A 17,668-nucleotide genomic window follows, 5' to 3' on the forward strand; every position below is an offset into this window, starting at 1 on the left:
GCCGTGCCCGAGAGCATTTGGGGAAGCAGGCCGGTCGACCTGTACGGTCGGCGCGACCGCGACCGCCTCGGCACGATGCTGTGGGGCGTGCGCCTGTGGTTCGGCGGATTCGCCGCGGTCTCGCGGTGGCAGCCGTCACGGGTGAAGCCGGTGCCGCGGGCCCTGCGCGCGGTGATCACGAAGCGCGAACTCGTCGCCCCCGACGTCGTCGCGCTGACGCTGGCCGACCCGGACGGCGGATTGCTCCCGTCGTGGACACCGGGCGGGCACATCGACGTGCAGTTGCCCTCCGGCCGGCGCCGGCAGTACTCGCTGTGCGGCCCGCCCGGGCGGCGCACCGACTACCGCATCGCCGTGCGCCGGATCGCCGACGGCGGAGGCGGTTCCATCGAGATGCACGACGCCTTCGCGGTGGGGGACACGTTGGTGTTCGAGGGCCCGCGCAACGCCTTTTACCTCGGCACCGCCGAACGCGACGTGCTGTTCGTCATCGGCGGCATCGGGGTGACGCCCATCCTGCCCATGATGCAGGCGGCGTCACAGCGCGGAATCGATTGGCGCGCAATCTATGCCGGAAGAAGCCGCGAGTACATGCCGTTCCTGGACGAGGTCTCCTCGCTGGCCGGGGACCGGCTGACGATCTGGGCCGACGACGAGCACGGCCGCTTCGCCGGTGTCGACGACCTGCTGGCCGGCGCCGGCCCGACGACGGCGGTGTACGTCTGCGGGCCGACGCCCATGCTGGAGGCGGTGCGCGCGGCACGCAACGAATTCGCCGACGCGCCCTTGCATTACGAGCGGTTCAGCCCGCCGCCGGTGGTCGACGGGGTGTCGTTCGAGCTGGAGCTGGCGCGCTCGGGGCGAGTGCTCAGCGTGCCGGCGAATCGTTCGGCGCTCGACGTCATGCGTGATCTTGATCCGACCACCCCGTACTCGTGCCAGCAGGGCTTCTGCGGCACGTGCAAGGTCAAAGTGCTTGGCGGGCAGGTCGATCACCGCGGCCGGGTGGCCGTCGGCGACGACGAAATGGTGGTCTGCGTGTCGCGGGCCAGCGGCGATCGGCTGGTCATCGACGCGTAAGCCGGTAGCCCACGTGGGCAACCTTGATGCCAGGCAGCGGCTCCCAGTCGAGGGTGCGGCCGTCGACGCGAAAGTTGTTCTTCTCGTAGAAGCGGCGCGCTTTGTCGTTCCGCACCGCGGCCCACAGGATCACGTCGCCGGACGGGTGCGCGCTCAGGATTTCGTCGAGCAGGCGGCGGCCGATGCCGTGCCGCTGGCTTTCGTCCGCGATATACAGCGCGTCGATCTGGACGGCGCCCCGTTCGTCGGGGTCCGGCCCGAAGATGGCGACGCCCAGCGTGCGGCCACCGGACTCGGCGACCCACATCCGCCAGCCCTCGCGGTTCAGCGTGTGCGGATAGATCTCGGCGACCCAGCGCTTCGGCGGACCCAGGATGTCGAGCAGCGGCGGCGTGAGTATTCCGTCCCAGGACCGCCGCCAAACCGGATAGTGCATCTCCGCGACGTCGGCGAAATCGTCCGGCGTGGCTTCGCGGATCCGGATGTCGAGGGCCTCCACACGTCAAGGCTAAGGGTCAAGGCCGGGGCCGTCGCTCCAGATAGGCGGCCAGGGCGTTGGTCAGACCGCGCCGGGCCATGTCCAGGTCGGCGTACGAGCCGAGCTGGCGCTCCGAGACCAGCCCGCGCATCGCGCCGGGGATGAGCGCGGCCACCTCACGCACCCGGTCCGGGTCGACGTCCAGGCCGGCGAAGGCGTTCTGGCACGTCTCGAGCCAGCTCTTGCCCCAGGAGAACAGCTCGGCCGCCGTGCGCGGGTAGAGCCGTTCGAGCTCGCGGGGGTCGCGGGGGAGTGCCGCCCGCAGGTTTTCGATGGCGCGGGAATCCGCCGACGCCAGGCCACGGTAGAGCGTGTCGATGATGGCGCCGACGCGCTCGCGCAGCGGGGCGTCGGGGTGTTCCGGCTCCGACAGCACAGAGAACGTGGCGGCGCGCCGCTCGGCGGTGCGGTGCAGCACGGCGGCCCAAAAGCCGTCGGTGTCGCCGAACTGGTATTGCACCGCGCCCCAGGTGGCGCCGATGTCCTTGGCGATGCGGTTGGCCGACACCGACCCCGGCTCGCCCGAGGCCAGCGACTTCAGCGCGGCCTCGAGCATGCTCTCGCGCGTCGCGTTGCCGCGCCGGTTGGGGCGCCGGCCGGCGACCTTGGTTTCGGCCACCCGCCTAGCCTAACATTTTCATAGAGGGTACTCTGATTCGGCGAGGAGGGATGCCCGCATGGCCAAACCGCCGCTGTCGATGAAGCCGACCGGATGGTTCCAGGTCGCGTGGTCCGACGAGATCGGAGTCGGCGACGTGCACAAAATGAAGTACTTCGACCAGGAGATGGTCGCCTGGCGCGCCGAATCCGGCGGCCTCACCGTGATGAACGCCTACTGCGAGCACCTCGGCGCGCATCTCGGCTACGGCGGCAAGGTCGTCGGCGAGGTGCTGCAGTGTCCGTTCCATGGCTGGCAGTGGAGCGCCGAGGGGCGCAACGTCTGCATCCCATATCAGGATCGGCCCAACCGCGGCAGGCGAATTCGCACCTATCCCGTGGTGGAGCGCAACCAGTCGGTCTACATCTGGCACGACGTCGAGCGCCGCGAACCCTTCTTCGACGCGCCCGACGTGTTCGCCTCGTTCGATGACGGCCGCAGCGCCGACGACTACTACCCGCAGCAGCGGCTTTACCGCCAGAGTCTGGAGCTGCATCCGCAGTACGTGCTCGAAAACGGTGTGGACTTCGCGCATTTCAAGTTCGTGCACAACACGCCGATCGTGCCGGTGTTCACCCGCCACGACTTCGCCGACGCGGTGTCCTTCGTCGACTTCACCATCACGTTCGAGGGCGACGACGGCCAGAAGATCGAGGACGTCAACAGCGGCGTGGAGGCGATCAACGGCGGGTTGGGCATCGCGGTGACCAAGAGCTGGGGGATGGTCGACAACCGCACCATCTCCGCCGTCACCCCCGTCGACGAATCCACTTCCGATGTCCGGTTCATGGTCTACATCGGGCGGGCCCCTGGCAAGGATCCGGCGCGGGCCGAGTTGAGGGCGGCTGAATTCGGCCGTGAGGTGATCCGGCAGTTCGAGCAGGACATCGAGATCTGGCAGCACCAGCGCTACTCCGACCCGCCCGCCCTGGCTCCCGACGAGTACGAGGGCTTCACCGCGATCCGCAAGTGGGCCAAGCAGTTTTATCAGGAAGGCTAAGCCAAAATGAATGCACCGATCCGCGTCTTCCAGGTGGCCACCGGAAACGTCGGTTCCGAGATGATCAGGCGGATCGCCACGCAGCCGGACCTGGAACTCATTGGCCTGCACTGCTATTCGCCTGAGAAGATCGGGCGCGATGCCGGCGAGCTCGCGGGCATCTCGCCCAACGGCGTGACGGCCACCGGCACCGTCGAGGAGATCATCGCGGCCAAGCCGGACGTGCTGACGTTTCACGGCGTCTTCCCCGACGAGGACCTCTACGTCAAAGTGCTTGAGGCGGGCATCAATATAGTCACCACCGCCGACTGGATCACCGGCTGGCACCGCGACACGAACCACCCGCACCCGTCGGGCAAGCCGGTGACCCAGGTGCTGGCCGAGGCCTGCGAGAAGGGGGGCTCGACGTTCTACGGCACCGGCATGAACCCGGGCCTGAACCAGATCCTCGGCGTGGTGTGCTCGGCCGACGTCGCCGACATCGAGAACGTCACCACCATCGAGTCCGTCGATGTCTCGTGCCACCACTCCAAGGACACCTGGCTCGAGGTGGGCTACGGCCAGCCGGTCGACGATCCATCGATCCCGTCGAAGCTGGAGAAGTACACCCGCGTCTTCGCCGACAGCGTGCTGATGATGGCCGACTGCTTCGACCTGCCGCTCGACGAGGTGAAGTTCAGCTACGAGCTGGGCGCCTGCACCAAGGACGTGGACCTGGGCTGGTACACACTGCCCAAGGGCTCGCTGGGCGGCAACTACATCAAGTACCAGGGCATGGTGGACGGGGTGCCCCGTGTCGAGACGCACCTGGAGTGGCAGATGACCCCGCACACCGACCCGAGCTGGAACATCAAGGGCTGCTACATCACTCAGATCAAGGGCGACCCGTGCGTATACAACAAGCACATGATTTTCCCCAAGCCCGGCGTGGACCTGTCCAATCCGGACAACTTCGCCTCCATCGGCATGACCGTCACGGGCATGCCGGCCCTCCGGGCGATCCAGTCGGTGGTGGCCGCGCGCCCGGGACTCCTCACCAGCGCCGACCTGCCGCTGCGCGGGTTCGCGGGGCGGTTCAAGACGTAGGCGGCCGGGTCAAGGGGCCTCGTCGTCATCGTCGTCGAAGAGGCGTTCCGGGTGGTGATAGTCGTTGGTGCGCGGTTGGCCGCGGTCTAAGTGCGGCGGCGGGATCCACTCGGTGCGGCCATCAGGGAGTTTTCTTGTCCGCCAGCCTTTTTCGATCAGCTTGTGATCGGGCTTGCAAGCGAACGTGAGCTTGTCCACATCGGTCATGCCGCCGGTGGCCCAGTCGTCGATGTGGTGGACCTCGGACCAGTAGCCCGGCATGTCGCAGCCGGGACGCGTGCAGCCGCGCGCCTTCGAGTAGAGGACGATGCGCTGGTCCGGTGACGCGATTCGCCTCGACCGGCCCAGATACAACGGCCGATTCGAGTGTTCGTCGAAAACCGCAAGATAGTGGTAGGCGTGGCTGGCCATCCGGATCACGTCGCGCATGGGCAGCAGCGTCCCGCCGCCCGTCACGGCTCGACCCGTGCCGGCGGTCAGTTCCCGCAGCGTGGTCGACACGATGACGGTCACCGGCAACCCGTTGTGCACCCCGAGTTTGGGGTCGCCCAGCCGGCTACGCACCAGGGCGTTGAGCGCGTCGTGCTGGCGTTGGGCGTGGCTTCGGGTGTCCCTGCTTGCGAACTCCTCGGCGGGCTCGCCATCGACGCGAGGGGTTTCGTCGTCCGGGTTGCACATCCCGGGTGCCGCGAACCGCGCCAGCCACGCATCGATGTTGGCGCGCAACTCCGGCGAAGCCACCAGCTTCCCGATGCTCATCCCGTCGGTGCGCTGCCCGCACCAGGTGAAGCCGCGCTGGCGGGCCCGGTCGGCGTCGGAGAACTTCCCGTCGGGATTGATCCGCAGCGCGCACTGATTCGCCACCCTCTGCAACTGGTCGGGGCGTAGTGCCAGCGCCTGGCGGGCCAGAAACCCCTCGGCTTTTTCGACCGTATCGACCGGTATGGCTTGCGGCAGGTCGCGGACGAAGGTCTGGATCACCCGCAGGTGCTGACCGTCGAGCATTCCTTCTCGCCACGCCTCGGCGGTCGCGGGCAGCTCGGGCGCCAGCTCCTGGCCGGTCAGGGTCCGGCGTGGCGAAAGCTGTTTGACGTCACGCAGCCGACGGCATGCCTCCGCGTAGCTGATCCGCAGCCAGTCGGCGACCACCTTGTGGACCGGTCCGCCGATGTCGGCGGAGTCCTCATCGGCCAGGCCGGCGATCACGTCGTGGCTCACCGCAACCTGGCGGCGGCGCGACGCTTCCATCTGCTCCAGCGCGCGAAGGCGGACGATCGGGCTGAGGGTGCCGAAATTCAGCCCGGCGACCTTCGCCGTGGCCGCGTGCAACTCGTCCAGCGCGGCGGACACCTCGGCCGGAAACGCCATCGAACCCATGTTCGAATGCTATCCAGCGCCGCCGACACCGGCTATCGAAAAAACGCGTTCCTGTGGATCAATGCCGAACTGTGGATAAAGCCATTTCCGAGGGTTTCCGAGGGTTTTCCGAACGAAATGTCAGGCGCTCGGACACAGATCGCGTTGGGCCCAGTAAACGAGGAGGTCCGCCTGCGCGGGGTTCAGCCCGTTGGGGCCCAGGTCGGTATCGGACTTCTGCAGCGCCATGGCCTGCAGCTGCGCGGGCGGAACTCCGTACGAAAGTTGCTGGCACAGCCGCTGACCCGTTTGCAACAGCGCCGGGTCACCGCCGGCGAAGTCCTGAATCCCGGCGTTGTGCAGATCGTTGAGATAGGAGATCGGGTCGGCCTGAGCCGGGCCGGCCCAGACAACCCCGGCGGCCACAAGTGGGCCAGTTATTGCCGCCAAGCTCATAAACCGGCCAGAGCGCCTCTGTGCCGCCATGGTTCCTCTCCTTTTTTAGGTTTGCCCAAATTGGAACGCTCAATATCTTGAAGCAAATTCGGCAAATGCGCCAGCGGTCTGACGAGGATCCTCGAGGAGCGGCAACGCCCCGGTCTAGGGTGAAGGCCATGCGGGTAGGCGTGCTGGGGGCGAAGGGCAAAGTCGGGTCGACGATGGTGGTGGCCGTGCAGGCCGCCGAGGATCTGGTCCTGTCGGCGGAAGTGGACGCCGGTGATCCGCTGAGCCTACTGACCGAGGGCGACACCGAGGTGGTCATCGACTTCACCCACCCCGACGTGGTGATGAGCAATCTAGAGTTCCTGATCGGCAATGGAATTCACGCCGTGGTCGGGACGACGGGCTTCACCCAGGAGCGCCTCGACCAAGTGCAGTCGTGGCTGGCCGACAAGCCCGACACGAGTGTGCTGATCGCGCCCAACTTCGCGATCGGGGCCGTCCTGTCCATGCATTTCGCGAAGCAGGCGGCGCCGTTCTTCGACTCGGCCGAGGTGATCGAGCTGCACCACCCGCACAAGGCCGACGCCCCGTCGGGCACCGCCGCGCGCACCGCGAAACTGATCGCCGAGTCCCGAAAGGGCTTGCCGCCCAACCCCGATGCCACCAGCAGCAGCCTGCCCGGCGCCCGCGGCGCGGACGTCGATGGAATACCGGTGCACTCCGTGCGGCTGGCCGGGCTCGTCGCCCATCAGGAGATCCTGTTCGGCACCGAGGGCGAGACGCTGACCATCTGCCACGACAGTTTGGACCGCACGTCGTTCGTGCCGGGCGTGCTGCTGGCCGTGCGGCGGATCAAGGAGCGCCTCGGCCTCACCGTGGGCCTCGAGCCCCTGCTGAACCTCACATGACCGCACGCACGCTGTACATCCAGCTGCTCATCGCGTTCCTGTGCGTGGCGATGCTGGTGTACTTCGTGCTGCTGGGACGCCTGGCCGTCACGATGATCGGGTCGGGACGGCCCGCCGCCATCGGGCTCGGCGCGGCGCTGCTGATCATGCCCGCGATCGGCCTATGGGCGATGATCGCCACGCTGCGGGCGGGGTTCGCCCACCAGCGCCTCGCCCGCCTGATCGCCGCTGACGGAATGGAACTCGACACCAGTGAGCTGCCGCGGCGGCCGTCGGGCCGCATCGAGCGGGAAGCGGCCGACGCGCTGTTCGCCACGGTGCGCACCGAGGTCGAGGCCGAACCCGACGACTGGCGGCGCTGGTACCGGCTGGCGCGGGCCTACGACTACGCGGGGGACCGCCGGCGCGCGCGAGAGGCCATGAAGACCGCGTTGGAACTGCAGGCGGGCCGATGAGCAAGACGCTGCTGATCGTCCACCACACGCCGTCGCCGCACACCCAGGAGATGTTCGAGGCCGTGCTGTCCGGCGCCACCGATCCCGACATCGAGGGCGTCGAGGTCGTACGACGGCCCGCGCTCACCCTCGCACCCGCCGACGTGCTCGGCGCGGACGGCTACCTGCTCGGGACTCCCGCCAATCTCGGTTACATGAGCGGTGCGCTCAAGCACGCGTTCGACGTCTGCTACTACCCGTGCCTCGACGCGACGCGAGGGCGACCCTTCGGCGTGTACCTGCACGGCAACGAGGGCACCGAGGGCGCCGAGCGGGGCATCGAGGCCATCACCACCGGGCTCGGTTGGACGAAAGTGGCTGAGACCGTGGTGGTTTCGGGAAAGCCCAGCAAGGCCGACCTGGAATCGTGCTGGGAACTTGGCGCGACCGTCGCCGCTCAGTTGATGGGTTGATCGAAAGAAGCCGGCATGAAGGCGTCCGCGGGTTGGGCCAGCGCCAGCGCCGTGCTGGAGCCGAACGGTCCGTGCCGGTCGAACAGAATCGCGGTGCCGGTGGCCACACCCGATGTGCCGTAATGGCTCTGGGCCGCCAACCCGAGGAACTCGCCGTCCGGCAGGCGGCTCGCGGTGACGGTGTAGTCGGCGTTGATATAGCGCAAACCCCCAGTGCCCCAATGGGTCAGCGAACTCGTGATGTCGCCGACGAACGCCAGCCGGGTGAAGGGCGTGAGCGGGTAGCCCTGCACCATCGGGCGAAACAGCCGCGTCCAGGCGAACTTCTGGGAATGGGCCTGCTCCCACTCGCCCGCCGCGATGCCGGGGCTGCCCACACGCGTCGCGCCGTACCCCCAGATGAGAAACGGCATGTCGGCCGGGAAGCCGTCGGAGTCGGCGGGAAGCGGCGGCATCTCGACCGGGCCGGACCACACCTCGCCTTCGGGGTGGTCGCCCCGTCGCAAGAACAGCGAGCTGGCCCGCGCGACGATTCGCCCGTTCTGCACCAGCGCGGCGTCGACGAGCTTGATGCGCCGGCCTTCGCGCTGCACCGAGGTCTCGATCCGCACCGGTTCGGGCAGCACCGGGCGCAGCAGGTCGACCGTGATGCGCGCGGGCTGAAGGTCGGGTTCGATCCCGGATCGCTCGATGCCGAACGCCAGCAGGCCGCCGACGTTTTGGCCTCCCAGCGCCGTGCCCCAGGGTCCTCGCGTCAGCGGGCCGGGCAGATAGGAGTCGCCATCGACAGCGAAGAACGCCTCGGGCATGATGGCGGAATCCTCGATGGTCACCGCTATCACGATAGGACAGGAGGATAACTAAGGACCGGGCATGCCTCCAGTGATCGAAATTCCCCGCACGCACAACCCATTCCCGACGACCGGCGTGTCCCGTGGCGTCGACGGTGTCCCGCGCTACGAGCGCCTGCCCGCCACCCTGCTGGACATGCTCGCCGAACAGGTCGACAACCGCCCGAGCAGTGAGGCCGTCGCTGAATTGGGCGCCGGCCGATTGACCTACCGGCAGCTGTGGGACCGCGCGGCACGGGTGGCCGGCGGCCTTCGGGCCGACGGCCTGAGCCCGGGCGATCGCGTCGCCGTTCGTTACCCGGCCGGCATCAACTGGGTGCTCGCGTTCTGGGGCACCGTGATGGCCGGCGGCGTTGCGGTCGCGGTCAATACGCGCTCGGCGCAGCCGGAGGTGGAGTTCGTCCTGTCCGACTCGGGTGCGCGGATGGACCTGGCGGCGGACGCGCCATTGCCCGACGGCGACCCCTACGTCACTCACGGGCTCGGGCCCGCGGATATTGCCGCCCTGTTCTACACGTCGGGCACCACCGGCCACCCGAAGGGCGTGCCGACCACCCACGAGGCGTTCGTGACCAACACCGAGAACGCGATCCGCTGCCTTGAGCAGCCGAGGGACCTCGGCGAGGAAATGCGCACCCTCGTCTCGGTGCCGCTGTTCCATGTAACCGGTTGCAATTCACAGCTTTTGGCCGCCGCTCGCCTCGGGGGAGCGTCGGTGATCATGCCCGCGCTCAACCTCGACGAATTGATCGCGACGCTGGCGGCCGAACGCATCTCCGTGATGGTGACGGTGCCGGCGATCTACGCCCTGATGTTGCGGCACAAGGCCTTTGCCGGCGCCGACGTGTCCTCGGTCCGCTGGGTCGGTTATGGGGGCGCGCCCATTGCGCCCTCGTTGGTGGGGGCGGTGAAGGAGGCGTTTCCGCAAGCCACCGTGTTCAACGGGTACGGCATGACCGAGACCGCCTCGCTGATGACTGTCCTGCCGGATCGCGACGCCGTCGAGCACGCCGACTCCGTGGGGTACGCGGTCCCGTCGGTGGACCTCGGCCTGGTCCCGTTCGGCGGCGACGAGCCGGGGGTGGGCGAGTTGGTCACGCGCGGCGCCAATGTCACGGCGGGCTACTGGAATCGGCCGGACGCCAACCGGGCCACGTTCGCGGATGGCTGGCTGCACACCGGCGACGTGGTTCGCGTCGACGATGCGGGGCGGGTGCACATCGTCGATCGGCTCAAGGACATCATCAACCGGGGCGGCGAGAACGTCTCCAGCGTCGAGGTCGAGGCGGCGCTGTTGTCTGCGCCGAATGTCGCCGACGCCTGCGTGCTCGCGGTGCCCGACGACGTGATGGGCGAAAAGGTCGGCGCCGTGCTGTTCGCCGGCGAGGGCGAGATCGACGTGCGCGCCGTCCTCGACCATTGCCGCGGCCGGCTGGCCGACTACAAGATTCCGCAATACGTCACCGTGGTGACCGAAGCGCTGCCCCGCAACGCCGGCGGCAAACTGCTCAAGGGCAAGCTGCGCGGCGAGGTGAAATGGGGCGACCCGCTCCGATGAGCGCCCTGCTGATCGCCAACCGCGGCGAGATCGCCCTCCGAATCATCCGCACGGCAACGGAACTGGGCATCCGAACGGTGGCGGTCTACGCCGAAGACGACGCCGAGAGCCCCCACGTGCACGCGGCCGACGAAGCGATCGGCCTGCCGGGCGCCGGGCCGGCGGCCTACCTGAACCAGCCCGAACTGCTCGCCGCGGCCAAGCAGTCCGGCGCCGAGCTGATCCACCCGGGTTACGGGTTCCTCTCCGAGAATGCCGAATTCGCGCGCGACTGCGCGGCCGCCGGATACACGTTCGTAGGTCCGGGCCCCGACGTGCTCGAGCTGGTCGGCGACAAATCGTCGGCCCGCGACGCCGCGGCCGCCGCGGGCGTGCCGGTGCTGCCGGCAACCCAGGGACCCAGCAGCGTCGAGGACGTCAAGGCATTTTTCGCTGAGCAGGGTGGCGCCGTCATGATCAAGGCCCTCGCCGGCGGCGGGGGCCGGGGAATGCGGAAGGTGAGCCGCGCCGAGGAGATCGAGCACGCTTACCAACAGTGCGCGGCGGAGGCGCAACTCGGCTTCGGGGATCCCACGCTGTTCGCCGAGGCCGTCCTCGACGCCGCGCGGCACATCGAGGTGCAGGTCGTCGGCGCGCCCGCCGGGCACCAGACGCGCGCGCTGGCCCTCGGTGACCGCGACTGCAGCGTCCAGCGGCGCTACCAGAAGCTGGTCGAAATCGCACCCGCCCAACAGCTTTCGGACCCACTACGCCATTCGGTGCATCAGGCCGCGGTCCGGCTGTGCGCCAGGGTGGGTCTGCACGGTGTGGCCACCGTCGAATTCCTGGTCGCCGGGGACCGGTTCGTCTTCCTCGAGGTCAACCCGCGCATCCAGGTCGAGCACCCCGTCACCGAGGAAACCACCGGGGTTGACTTGGTGGCCATACAGCTGGCCATCGCCCGCGGCGCGTCGTACTACGAACTCGGGCTCCCCGCCGGGATCGCCTCGGACGGAAGCGAAGTGATCGGCGAGCCGGCCGCCCGGCGCGGCATCGCGATCCAGGCCCGGGTGAACATGGAGACCTTCGCCGCCGACGGTTCGGTGGTGCCGGCGGCGGGCACGTTTACGGTGTTTTCGCCGCCGAGCGGCCCGGGCGTACGTGTCGACACTTACGGCCGGCCGGGCCTGGTCACCAGCCCGCGCTACGACTCGCTGCTGGCCAAGGTCATCACCCACGTGCGCGGAACGTCGTGGCCCGCGGCGGTGCGCAAGGCTCACACCGCCCTGGGTGAATTCGGCGTCGAGGGCGTGCGCACCAACATCGGGTTCTTGCGAGAGCTGCTGGGCGACAGCGAGATCCAATCGGGCTGGGTGACGACGGATTTCCTCGACGAGAAGCTTCCCGCGCTGGCCGCCGCCGCGCTGGCTCACCAGCAGGACGTCCGCGTCGCGCCGGTCGAGCTCTACCCCGGCGAGGAAGTGCTGCGCGCCCAACTGGCCGGCACGGTCTTGGAGGTGGCCGCGGAGGGCGAGGCGTTCGGGGCCGGCGCCCCGCTCGTCGTCCTCGAGGCGATGAAGATGCAGCACGTGCTCGCCGCCCCGGACCCGCTGCGGACCGTCCGGAGCCTGGTGGCGCCGGGCCAGGTGGTCGGCACCGGCGATCCGCTGCTGGTGTTCACCCGCACAGGCGCCGAGGCCGGCACCGAATCCTACTCGACCGCAATGGATCTCGACCGGCCCCGCGCCGACCTCGACGAGGTGCACAGGCGGCACCTGCTCACCCGGGACGAGGGCCGGGAGGCGGCCGTCGCCAAGCGGCACGCGCGCGGGCGGCGCACCGCCCGGGAGAACATCGCCGACCTCGTCGACCCGGGCAGCTTCGTCGAATACGGCGCGCTGGCCATCGCCGCCCAGCGCAGCCGGCGCTCCGAAGAGGACCTGATCGCCAACACCCCGGCCGACGGCCTGGTCGCCGGCCTGGCCCGGATCGGGGGCGCCGAGGCCGTCGTCGTGTCCTACGACTACACCGTGCTCGCCGGGACCCAGGGCATGCGCAATCACGCCAAGACCGACCGTGTCTTCGAGCTGGCCACCCGAAAACGCCTGCCGGTGGTGCTGTTTGCCGAGGGCGGCGGCGGCCGGCCGGGCGACACCGACGTCGGTGGCCATGCGGGCCTCGACGTGCCGACGTTCCGGATGCTGGCCGCGCTGAGCGGCCGGGTGCCGCTGGTGTCGATCGTCTCCGGCCGCTGTTTCGCCGGCAACGCCGCACTTGCCGGGGTGTGCGACGTGATCATCGCGACCCCCGACGCCAACATCGGGATGGGCGGTCCGGCGATGATCGAGGGCGGCGGCCTTGGGGTGTACCCGCCGGAGGCGATCGGGCCGATCGACGTGCAGCGGCACAACGGCGTCGTGAGCCTGGTCGCCCGCGACGAGGCGCACGCGGTGTCGCTGGCCAAGCAGTACCTGTCGTATTTCGACGGCCCCTTGCAGGAATGGGCCGCGCCGGACCCCCGGGCGGCCCGACATGTGGTCCCGGAGAACCGATTACGCGCCTACGACGTCCACCGCGCGATCGAGTCGATCGTCGACGTGGGTTCCGTGCTGGAACTGCGCGCCGACTACGGCGTCGGGATCGTCACCGCGCTGGTTCGCGTCGAGGGCGTGACATACGGGCTGATCGCGAACAGCACCCATCACCTCGGCGGGGCGATCGACGCCGAGGCCGCCGATAAGGCCGGTGACTTTCTCGCGCTGTGCGAGAGTTTCCGGCTGCCGGTCGTCTCGCTGTGCGACACCCCCGGGTTCATGGTCGGGCCGGACGCGGAAAAGGAAGCCGCCGTGCGCCGCTTCGGCCGGATGTTCGTGCTGGGCGCGCGATTGACGGTGCCGCTGGGAATGATCATCCTGCGCAAGGGTTATGGGCTGGGCGCGATGGCGATGGCCGGCGGGTCCTTCCGCGCGCCCCAGTTCACCGTGGCGTGGCCGACCGGTGAAATCGGCGGCATGGGGCTGGAAGGGGCGGTGCGGCTCGGGTTCAGCAAAGAACTTGCGGCCGAACGGGACCCGATCCAGCGCCAGCAGCTATTCGACAAGCTGGTGGCGGCGGCCTACCAGCACGGCAAGGCGCTGCGGTCGGCTACCACGTTCGAGCTCGACGACGTCATCGACCCGGCAGACTCCCGGGCCTGGATCACCAGGCTGCCGGGAGGCTGACGGTCAAAGGGTTATCCGTGGCCGGAACCGCAGCCGACGCCGGGCAGACACCCGGTGCCGCCGGGCACGCCACCGGGTCCGGCGAACTGGCCGCCCGAGCCGCAGCCGACGCCCGGCACGCAACCCTGCCCGCCGGGGCCGCCGCCGGGCCCCTGGTTCTGGCCGCCCGAACCGCAGTTGCCGTTGGCGTCGCAACCGCCGCCGCCCGGGTCGTCCTTGATGACGATGTGCGTGGGCGCGGGCCCCGTCATCGCCGGTCCTGCCCCAAACGCGTCCGCGGCGGCCGTCGGTGCGGCGGCGATCGCTGCGGCGACCGCCCCGGCCACGACCAGTGGTTTCACGAGGTTTAGTTTGGCTAACATGCGTGTCGCATACCACGCGCACACGGGTACAAAACATCGCTAACGATAATTATTGGTGCGGACAGAAGGCACACGATGACCTCACTGGATTTGACCGGACGGACCGCGATCATCACGGGCGCCTCGCGCGGAATCGGGCTGGCGATCGCCCAGCAACTGGCCGCCGCCGGCGCCGACGTGGTGCTCACCGCCCGCAAGCAGGAGGCGGCCGACGAGGCCGCGGCGCAGGTCGGCGAGAAGGCCGTCGGCGTCGGCGCCCACGCCGTCGACGAGGACGCCGCCCGGCGCTGCGTGGACCTCACGCTGGAGCGCTTCGGCAGGGTCGACATCCTGGTCAACAACGCGGGCACGAATCCGGCGTATGGCCCGCTCATCGAGCAGGACCACGCCCGCTTCACCAAGATCTTCGACGTCAACCTGTGGGCACCGCTGCTGTGGACCTCGCTGGTGGTCAAGGCATGGATGGGGGAGCACGGCGGGTCGATCGTCAACACCGCCTCGATCGGTGGCCTGCACCAGTCGCCGGCAATGGGCATGTACAACGCCACCAAGGCCGCGTTGATCCACGTCACCAAGCAACTGGCGCTGGAACTTTCCCCCCGCGTCCGGGTCAACGCCATCGCGCCGGGGGTGGTGCGCACCAGGCTCGCCGAGGCGCTGTGGAAGGACCACGAGGATCCGCTGGCGGCGACGATCGCGCTCGGGCGCATCGGTGAGCCGGCCGACGTGGCGGGCGCCGTCGCGTTCCTGGTTTCGGATGCGGCGAGCTGGATCACCGGCGAGACGATGGTGATCGACGGCGGCCTGCTGCTCGGCCCGGCCCAGGGATATCAGGCCCAATGAGCACCATAGACGTCACAGCGGACTTGGCCGCGCGGGTCCAGGCGCTGCTCGACGAGCACGACCCGGCCACCACCGAAGCGCGGGAATTCCTTGGCGCGCAATACGATGCGGGGCTGGCCTGGGTCCACCTGCCGCCGGGTTTCGGCGGGCTGGGCCTGCCGCGGGACACGCAGCAGTTCGTCGACGCGCGGCTGGCCGCCGCCGGCGCGCCGGTGGGCGGCACCGTCAAAAACTACATCGGCATGGGCATGGCGGCGCCGACGATCGCGGCGTTCGGGACCGACGAGCAGAAGCGAAAGTTTCTGCGCCCGTTGTTCACCGGCGAACAGATCTACTGCCAGCTGTTCAGCGAGCCCGGCGCCGGCTCGGACCTGGCCGGGGTGTCCACCCGCGCGGTCCGCGACGGTGACGACTGGATCGTCAACGGGCAGAAGGTGTGGACGTCGCAGGCGCAGCACGCGGACATGGCCATCCTGGTCGCCCGCACCGACCCGACGGTGCCCAAACACGCCGGCCTGACCTACTTCCTGTGCGACCTGACCCAGCCGGGCGTCGACATCCGGCCGCTGCGCCAGATCACCGGCGAGGCGGAGTTCAACGAGGTGTTCCTCACCGACGTTCGGGTGCCGGATGCGAATCGGCTCGGCGCGGAGGGCGGCGGCTGGCGCGTCGCGACCACCACGCTCAACAACGAGCGCGTCGCCATCGGAACTCGCGCGGGAATGCCGCGGGAGGGCGGGCACATCGGCAAGGTCACCGGCGCCTGGCGCGACCAGCCGGCGCTGCGCAACCCCGCGATGCACGACGAGCTGATGCGGCTGTGGGTCGACGCGGAGGCCCTTCGGCTGACGGGTGAACGCTCGCGCCAGCAGGCCAGCACCGGGCAGCCCGGACCGGAGGGTGCGGGCATGAAGGTGGCCTTCGCCCGTCTGGCCCAGGCGATCTCGGGTTTCGAGATCGAGCTGCACGGCGAGGCGGGCCTGCGCTACGACGACTGGACCCTGCGCAGACCGGAGACGGTCGACCTCGTCGGTCGCGGGCCCGGATACCGCTACTTGCGGGCGCGCGGCAACTCGATCGAGGGCGGCACGTCGGAGATCTTGCGCAACACCATCTCCGAACGAATCCTTGGCCTGCCGGGCGAACACCGGGTCGACAAGGACGTCGCGTGGAAGGACCTGCCGCGGTGAGCGATCTCCTTTATTCCGATACCGAGGAGGCGTTGCGCGACAGCGTTCGTCACCTGTTCGCCGACCGCTGCCCGCCCGAATCGGTGGCCCGAGCGTATGACGCTGCGCCACAGGACTTTTCGGAAATATGGCGGACGCTGGCCGCCGACCTCGGGGTGGCCGGCCTGCTGGTCCCCGAGTCGCTCGGGGGTGCCGGCGCGTCGGCGCGCGAGGCCGCGGTCGTCATGGAGGAGATCGGACGCGCGGTGGCGCCGGTGCCGTTCCTGTCCAGCGCGGTCCTGGCCACCGTCGCGCTGCTGCGGGGCGGCGACGACGAGACGGTGGGTGCGCTGGCCCGCGGCGAGATCACCGCGGCGCTGGTGGTGCCGCTGTCCACGGCGCCGGGCGATTCAGTTGGGGGCGTCAGTGCCGGCCCCGATGGGCTGAGCGGAGAGGTCGGCAGCGTTGCGGGCGCCGTCGAGGCCGATGTGCTGGTGGTGCCGGCGGTCGCGCCCGGCGGGCTCGAGCTGCACACCGTGCCGCGCACCGCCGCGGGCGTGCAGGTGTCACCCGTGCTCGCGCTGGACATGACGAGACCGCTTGCGAGCGTGCGCTTTTCGGGGGCGGCTTCGTCACGGCTGGGGGCGGCGGACCTCGCGGTGGCCGAAGCGCTTCAGACCGGGGCGGCGCTGCTCGCGTCCGAGCAACTGGGCGTGGCCCAGTGGTGTTTCGACACGACGCTGGCGTATGTCAAGCAGCGCAAGCAGTTTGGCCGCGCGATCGGGTCCTACCAGGCGATCAAGCACCGGCTGGCGGATCTTTGGTTCGAGGTCGGCACTGCGACGGCGGTGGCAAGGCACGCCGCCGACACCTGCGCCACGGCCGATGAAGACGCGGCGACCGCGGCGGCGCTCGCGCAGGCCTACTGCAGCGGCGTTGCCGTGCATGCCGCCGAGGAGTGCGTACAGCTGCATGGCGGCATCGGAATGACCTGGGAGTATCCGGCGCACCTCTACCTCAAGCGCGCCAAGAGCGATCAGTTAGCTCTGGGCACCGCTTATCGCCACCGCGCCCTGTTGGCAAAGCTGGTGAACCTGCCGTCCTCGTGACGTCGGCAGTCGCCGGTCAGCCACATCTCTTCGGTGAGGTCGTGGAAGGTGACCAGGGCGACGGTGTCGTCGCGGCGTCGCATCGCCGACCTGCTCATGCTGGCCCACACCGAGTGCCCGCCCCTGTTCCGCAGCTCGACGGTGCGCTTGGCGCCCGTGCCGACCAGCGTGATCCAGCCGTCGTCGGCCGGCATGCGGTAGAAGAGGTCTTCGAAGTTCATCGACGCGAGCTGGTCGGGCGAGTAGCCCACCATGTCGCAGAACGAGCCGTTGGCGAACAGGATGGTTCCCGCGCGGTCGACTGCGATGGCCGGGGCCGGTAGCCGTTCCAAGACGACCAACGCCGGCATCCGTTGCAGTTCGTCGATCGGCAGGTTGCCGGGCGGCCTCGGGCGTCGGCGCTCGATGCGCGAACCGTCGGCGGCTTTGGGAATCATCGGGATCACTGTCCTCCCGTCGTCGCGCGCCGGCATGGTCTCCCGGATGCGGCAAAGGCGCGCTTTTAGTTGAACGCGCCCACAGCAAATATTATGGGAAGCCTTGAAAGAAGTCCATAGCGGTTAGCTGAGTTAGCTATTCGGCATGTGCACAATTGACGC

Annotated in this window: 18 protein-coding genes; 11 read left to right on the forward strand and 7 right to left on the reverse strand. The window is 69.1% G+C overall.

Features of this window, described 5'->3' with window-relative positions; all coding sequences use genetic code 11:
- The first annotated feature begins 3 nt into the window (after positions 1-3).
- A complete protein-coding gene (locus tag N415_RS18480; RefSeq protein WP_068185082.1) occupies positions 4-1,080 on the forward strand; it encodes a PDR/VanB family oxidoreductase in 1,077 nt (358 codons plus the stop codon).
- Here the strand turns inward: N415_RS18480 and N415_RS18485 are convergent.
- Together N415_RS18485 and N415_RS18490 are read right to left on the reverse strand one after the other, a co-directional pair.
- Complete coding sequence (locus N415_RS18485) at positions 1,067-1,579, reverse strand: GNAT family N-acetyltransferase (RefSeq protein ID WP_068185086.1); 513 nt, start codon at positions 1,577-1,579, stop codon at positions 1,067-1,069. The two genes, N415_RS18480 and N415_RS18485, sit on opposite strands and share 14 nt — an antisense overlap.
- A 16-nt stretch (positions 1,580-1,595) precedes the next feature.
- A complete protein-coding gene (locus N415_RS18490) occupies positions 1,596-2,174 on the reverse strand; it encodes a TetR family transcriptional regulator (protein ID WP_068185174.1) in 579 nt (192 codons plus the stop codon).
- 121 nt (positions 2,175-2,295) lie between these two features.
- On the opposite strand from N415_RS18490, the gene N415_RS18495 reads away from it, so the two are divergent.
- On the forward strand, positions 2,296-3,276 hold the full coding sequence (locus tag N415_RS18495) for a Rieske 2Fe-2S domain-containing protein (RefSeq protein WP_068185090.1): 981 nt from the start codon (positions 2,296-2,298) through the stop codon (positions 3,274-3,276).
- A gap of 6 nt (positions 3,277-3,282) precedes the next feature.
- The gene (locus N415_RS18500) at positions 3,283-4,362 is read left to right on the forward strand and encodes a dihydrodipicolinate reductase (RefSeq protein ID WP_068185093.1); all 1,080 of its coding nucleotides are present in this window, start codon (positions 3,283-3,285) and stop codon (positions 4,360-4,362) included.
- Between the two features lie 9 nt (positions 4,363-4,371).
- Here N415_RS18500 and N415_RS18505 read toward each other — a convergent pair whose 3' ends face one another.
- Both N415_RS18505 and N415_RS18510 read right to left on the reverse strand, forming a co-directional pair.
- Positions 4,372-5,739, reverse strand: coding sequence for an HNH endonuclease signature motif containing protein (locus tag N415_RS18505; protein WP_068185096.1), 1,368 nt, complete (start codon positions 5,737-5,739; stop codon positions 4,372-4,374).
- 120 nt (positions 5,740-5,859) lie between these two features.
- Complete coding sequence (locus tag N415_RS18510) at positions 5,860-6,204, reverse strand: DUF732 domain-containing protein (protein WP_068113371.1); 345 nt, start codon at positions 6,202-6,204, stop codon at positions 5,860-5,862.
- A 128-nt stretch (positions 6,205-6,332) separates the two neighbouring features.
- Between N415_RS18510 and dapB the strand changes: the two genes are divergently transcribed.
- Genes dapB through N415_RS18525 form a run of 3 tightly spaced genes read left to right on the forward strand, consistent with a single transcriptional unit; the run spans position 6,333 to position 7,977 of the window.
- Positions 6,333-7,070 (forward strand): 4-hydroxy-tetrahydrodipicolinate reductase, encoded by a 738-nt coding sequence (gene dapB / locus N415_RS18515; protein ID WP_068185098.1) that lies wholly within the window; start codon positions 6,333-6,335, stop codon positions 7,068-7,070.
- Positions 7,067-7,525, forward strand: coding sequence for a hypothetical protein (locus N415_RS18520; RefSeq protein WP_068185100.1), 459 nt, complete (start codon positions 7,067-7,069; stop codon positions 7,523-7,525). The genes dapB and N415_RS18520 overlap by 4 nt, the downstream gene beginning before the upstream one ends.
- On the forward strand, positions 7,522-7,977 hold the full coding sequence (locus tag N415_RS18525; protein ID WP_068185103.1) for an NAD(P)H-dependent oxidoreductase: 456 nt from the start codon (positions 7,522-7,524) through the stop codon (positions 7,975-7,977). Before N415_RS18520 ends, N415_RS18525 begins: the two co-directional genes overlap by 4 nt.
- Here the strand turns inward: N415_RS18525 and N415_RS18530 are convergent.
- Positions 7,962-8,810 (reverse strand): thioesterase family protein, encoded by an 849-nt coding sequence (locus tag N415_RS18530; protein WP_193376476.1) that lies wholly within the window; start codon positions 8,808-8,810, stop codon positions 7,962-7,964. The two genes, N415_RS18525 and N415_RS18530, sit on opposite strands and share 16 nt — an antisense overlap.
- A gap of 40 nt (positions 8,811-8,850) precedes the next feature.
- Here N415_RS18530 and N415_RS18535 point away from each other — a divergent pair, with 40 nt between their 5' ends.
- Positions 8,851-10,386, forward strand: a complete 1,536-nt coding sequence (locus N415_RS18535) for a class I adenylate-forming enzyme family protein (RefSeq protein ID WP_193376477.1) — start codon at positions 8,851-8,853, stop codon at positions 10,384-10,386.
- On the forward strand, positions 10,383-13,586 hold the full coding sequence (locus tag N415_RS18540) for a carboxyl transferase domain-containing protein (protein WP_068185109.1): 3,204 nt from the start codon (positions 10,383-10,385) through the stop codon (positions 13,584-13,586). The genes N415_RS18535 and N415_RS18540 overlap by 4 nt, the downstream gene beginning before the upstream one ends.
- 11 nt (positions 13,587-13,597) lie before the next feature.
- Here N415_RS18540 and N415_RS18545 read toward each other — a convergent pair whose 3' ends face one another.
- Positions 13,598-13,927, reverse strand: a complete 330-nt coding sequence (locus tag N415_RS18545; RefSeq protein ID WP_068185179.1) for a PE-PGRS family protein — start codon at positions 13,925-13,927, stop codon at positions 13,598-13,600.
- A gap of 96 nt (positions 13,928-14,023) precedes the next feature.
- Here N415_RS18545 and N415_RS18550 point away from each other — a divergent pair, with 96 nt between their 5' ends.
- From N415_RS18550 to N415_RS18560, 3 genes are read left to right on the forward strand one after another with little or no spacing between them, the layout of a single operon-like run.
- Entirely contained in the window at positions 14,024-14,791 is a 768-nt protein-coding gene (locus N415_RS18550) for an SDR family oxidoreductase (protein WP_068185112.1), read from the forward strand.
- Positions 14,788-15,981, forward strand: a complete 1,194-nt coding sequence (locus N415_RS18555; RefSeq protein WP_068185114.1) for an acyl-CoA dehydrogenase family protein — start codon at positions 14,788-14,790, stop codon at positions 15,979-15,981. Before N415_RS18550 ends, N415_RS18555 begins: the two co-directional genes overlap by 4 nt.
- Positions 15,978-17,069, forward strand: a complete 1,092-nt coding sequence (locus N415_RS18560) for an acyl-CoA dehydrogenase family protein (protein ID WP_081665347.1) — start codon at positions 15,978-15,980, stop codon at positions 17,067-17,069. The genes N415_RS18555 and N415_RS18560 overlap by 4 nt, the downstream gene beginning before the upstream one ends.
- Here the strand turns inward: N415_RS18560 and N415_RS18565 are convergent.
- Positions 17,018-17,506: a PAS domain-containing protein gene (locus N415_RS18565; RefSeq protein ID WP_161630326.1), complete on the reverse strand. Its 489-nt coding sequence runs from the start codon at positions 17,504-17,506 to the stop codon at positions 17,018-17,020. The genes N415_RS18560 and N415_RS18565 overlap by 52 nt on opposite strands.
- Between the last annotated feature and the right edge of the window lie 162 nt (positions 17,507-17,668).

Origin of the sequence: Mycobacterium sp. UM_CSW, assembly GCF_000455205.1 — a bacterium.
Taxonomy (GTDB): domain Bacteria; phylum Actinomycetota; class Actinomycetes; order Mycobacteriales; family Mycobacteriaceae; genus Mycobacterium.

Excerpts from the sequence above, each read along its gene's own strand:
- N415_RS18490 (WP_068185174.1), bottom strand. The coding sequence starts at position 2,174 with ATGCTCGAGGCCGCGCTGAAGTCGCTGGCCTCGGGCGAGCCGGGGTCG.
- N415_RS18495 (WP_068185090.1), top strand. The coding sequence starts at position 2,296 with ATGGCCAAACCGCCGCTGTCGATGAAGCCGACCGGATGGTTCCAGGTC.
- N415_RS18500 (WP_068185093.1), top strand. The coding sequence starts at position 3,283 with ATGAATGCACCGATCCGCGTCTTCCAGGTGGCCACCGGAAACGTCGGT.
- N415_RS18505 (WP_068185096.1), bottom strand. The coding sequence starts at position 5,739 with ATGGGTTCGATGGCGTTTCCGGCCGAGGTGTCCGCCGCGCTGGACGAG.
- N415_RS18510 (WP_068113371.1), bottom strand. The coding sequence starts at position 6,204 with ATGGCGGCACAGAGGCGCTCTGGCCGGTTTATGAGCTTGGCGGCAATA.
- dapB (WP_068185098.1), top strand. The coding sequence starts at position 6,333 with ATGCGGGTAGGCGTGCTGGGGGCGAAGGGCAAAGTCGGGTCGACGATG.
- N415_RS18520 (WP_068185100.1), top strand. The coding sequence starts at position 7,067 with ATGACCGCACGCACGCTGTACATCCAGCTGCTCATCGCGTTCCTGTGC.
- N415_RS18525 (WP_068185103.1), top strand. The coding sequence starts at position 7,522 with ATGAGCAAGACGCTGCTGATCGTCCACCACACGCCGTCGCCGCACACC.
- N415_RS18535 (WP_193376477.1), top strand. The coding sequence starts at position 8,851 with ATGCCTCCAGTGATCGAAATTCCCCGCACGCACAACCCATTCCCGACG.
- N415_RS18540 (WP_068185109.1), top strand. The coding sequence starts at position 10,383 with ATGAGCGCCCTGCTGATCGCCAACCGCGGCGAGATCGCCCTCCGAATC.
- N415_RS18550 (WP_068185112.1), top strand. The coding sequence starts at position 14,024 with ATGACCTCACTGGATTTGACCGGACGGACCGCGATCATCACGGGCGCC.
- N415_RS18555 (WP_068185114.1), top strand. The coding sequence starts at position 14,788 with ATGAGCACCATAGACGTCACAGCGGACTTGGCCGCGCGGGTCCAGGCG.
- N415_RS18565 (WP_161630326.1), bottom strand. The coding sequence starts at position 17,506 with ATGATTCCCAAAGCCGCCGACGGTTCGCGCATCGAGCGCCGACGCCCG.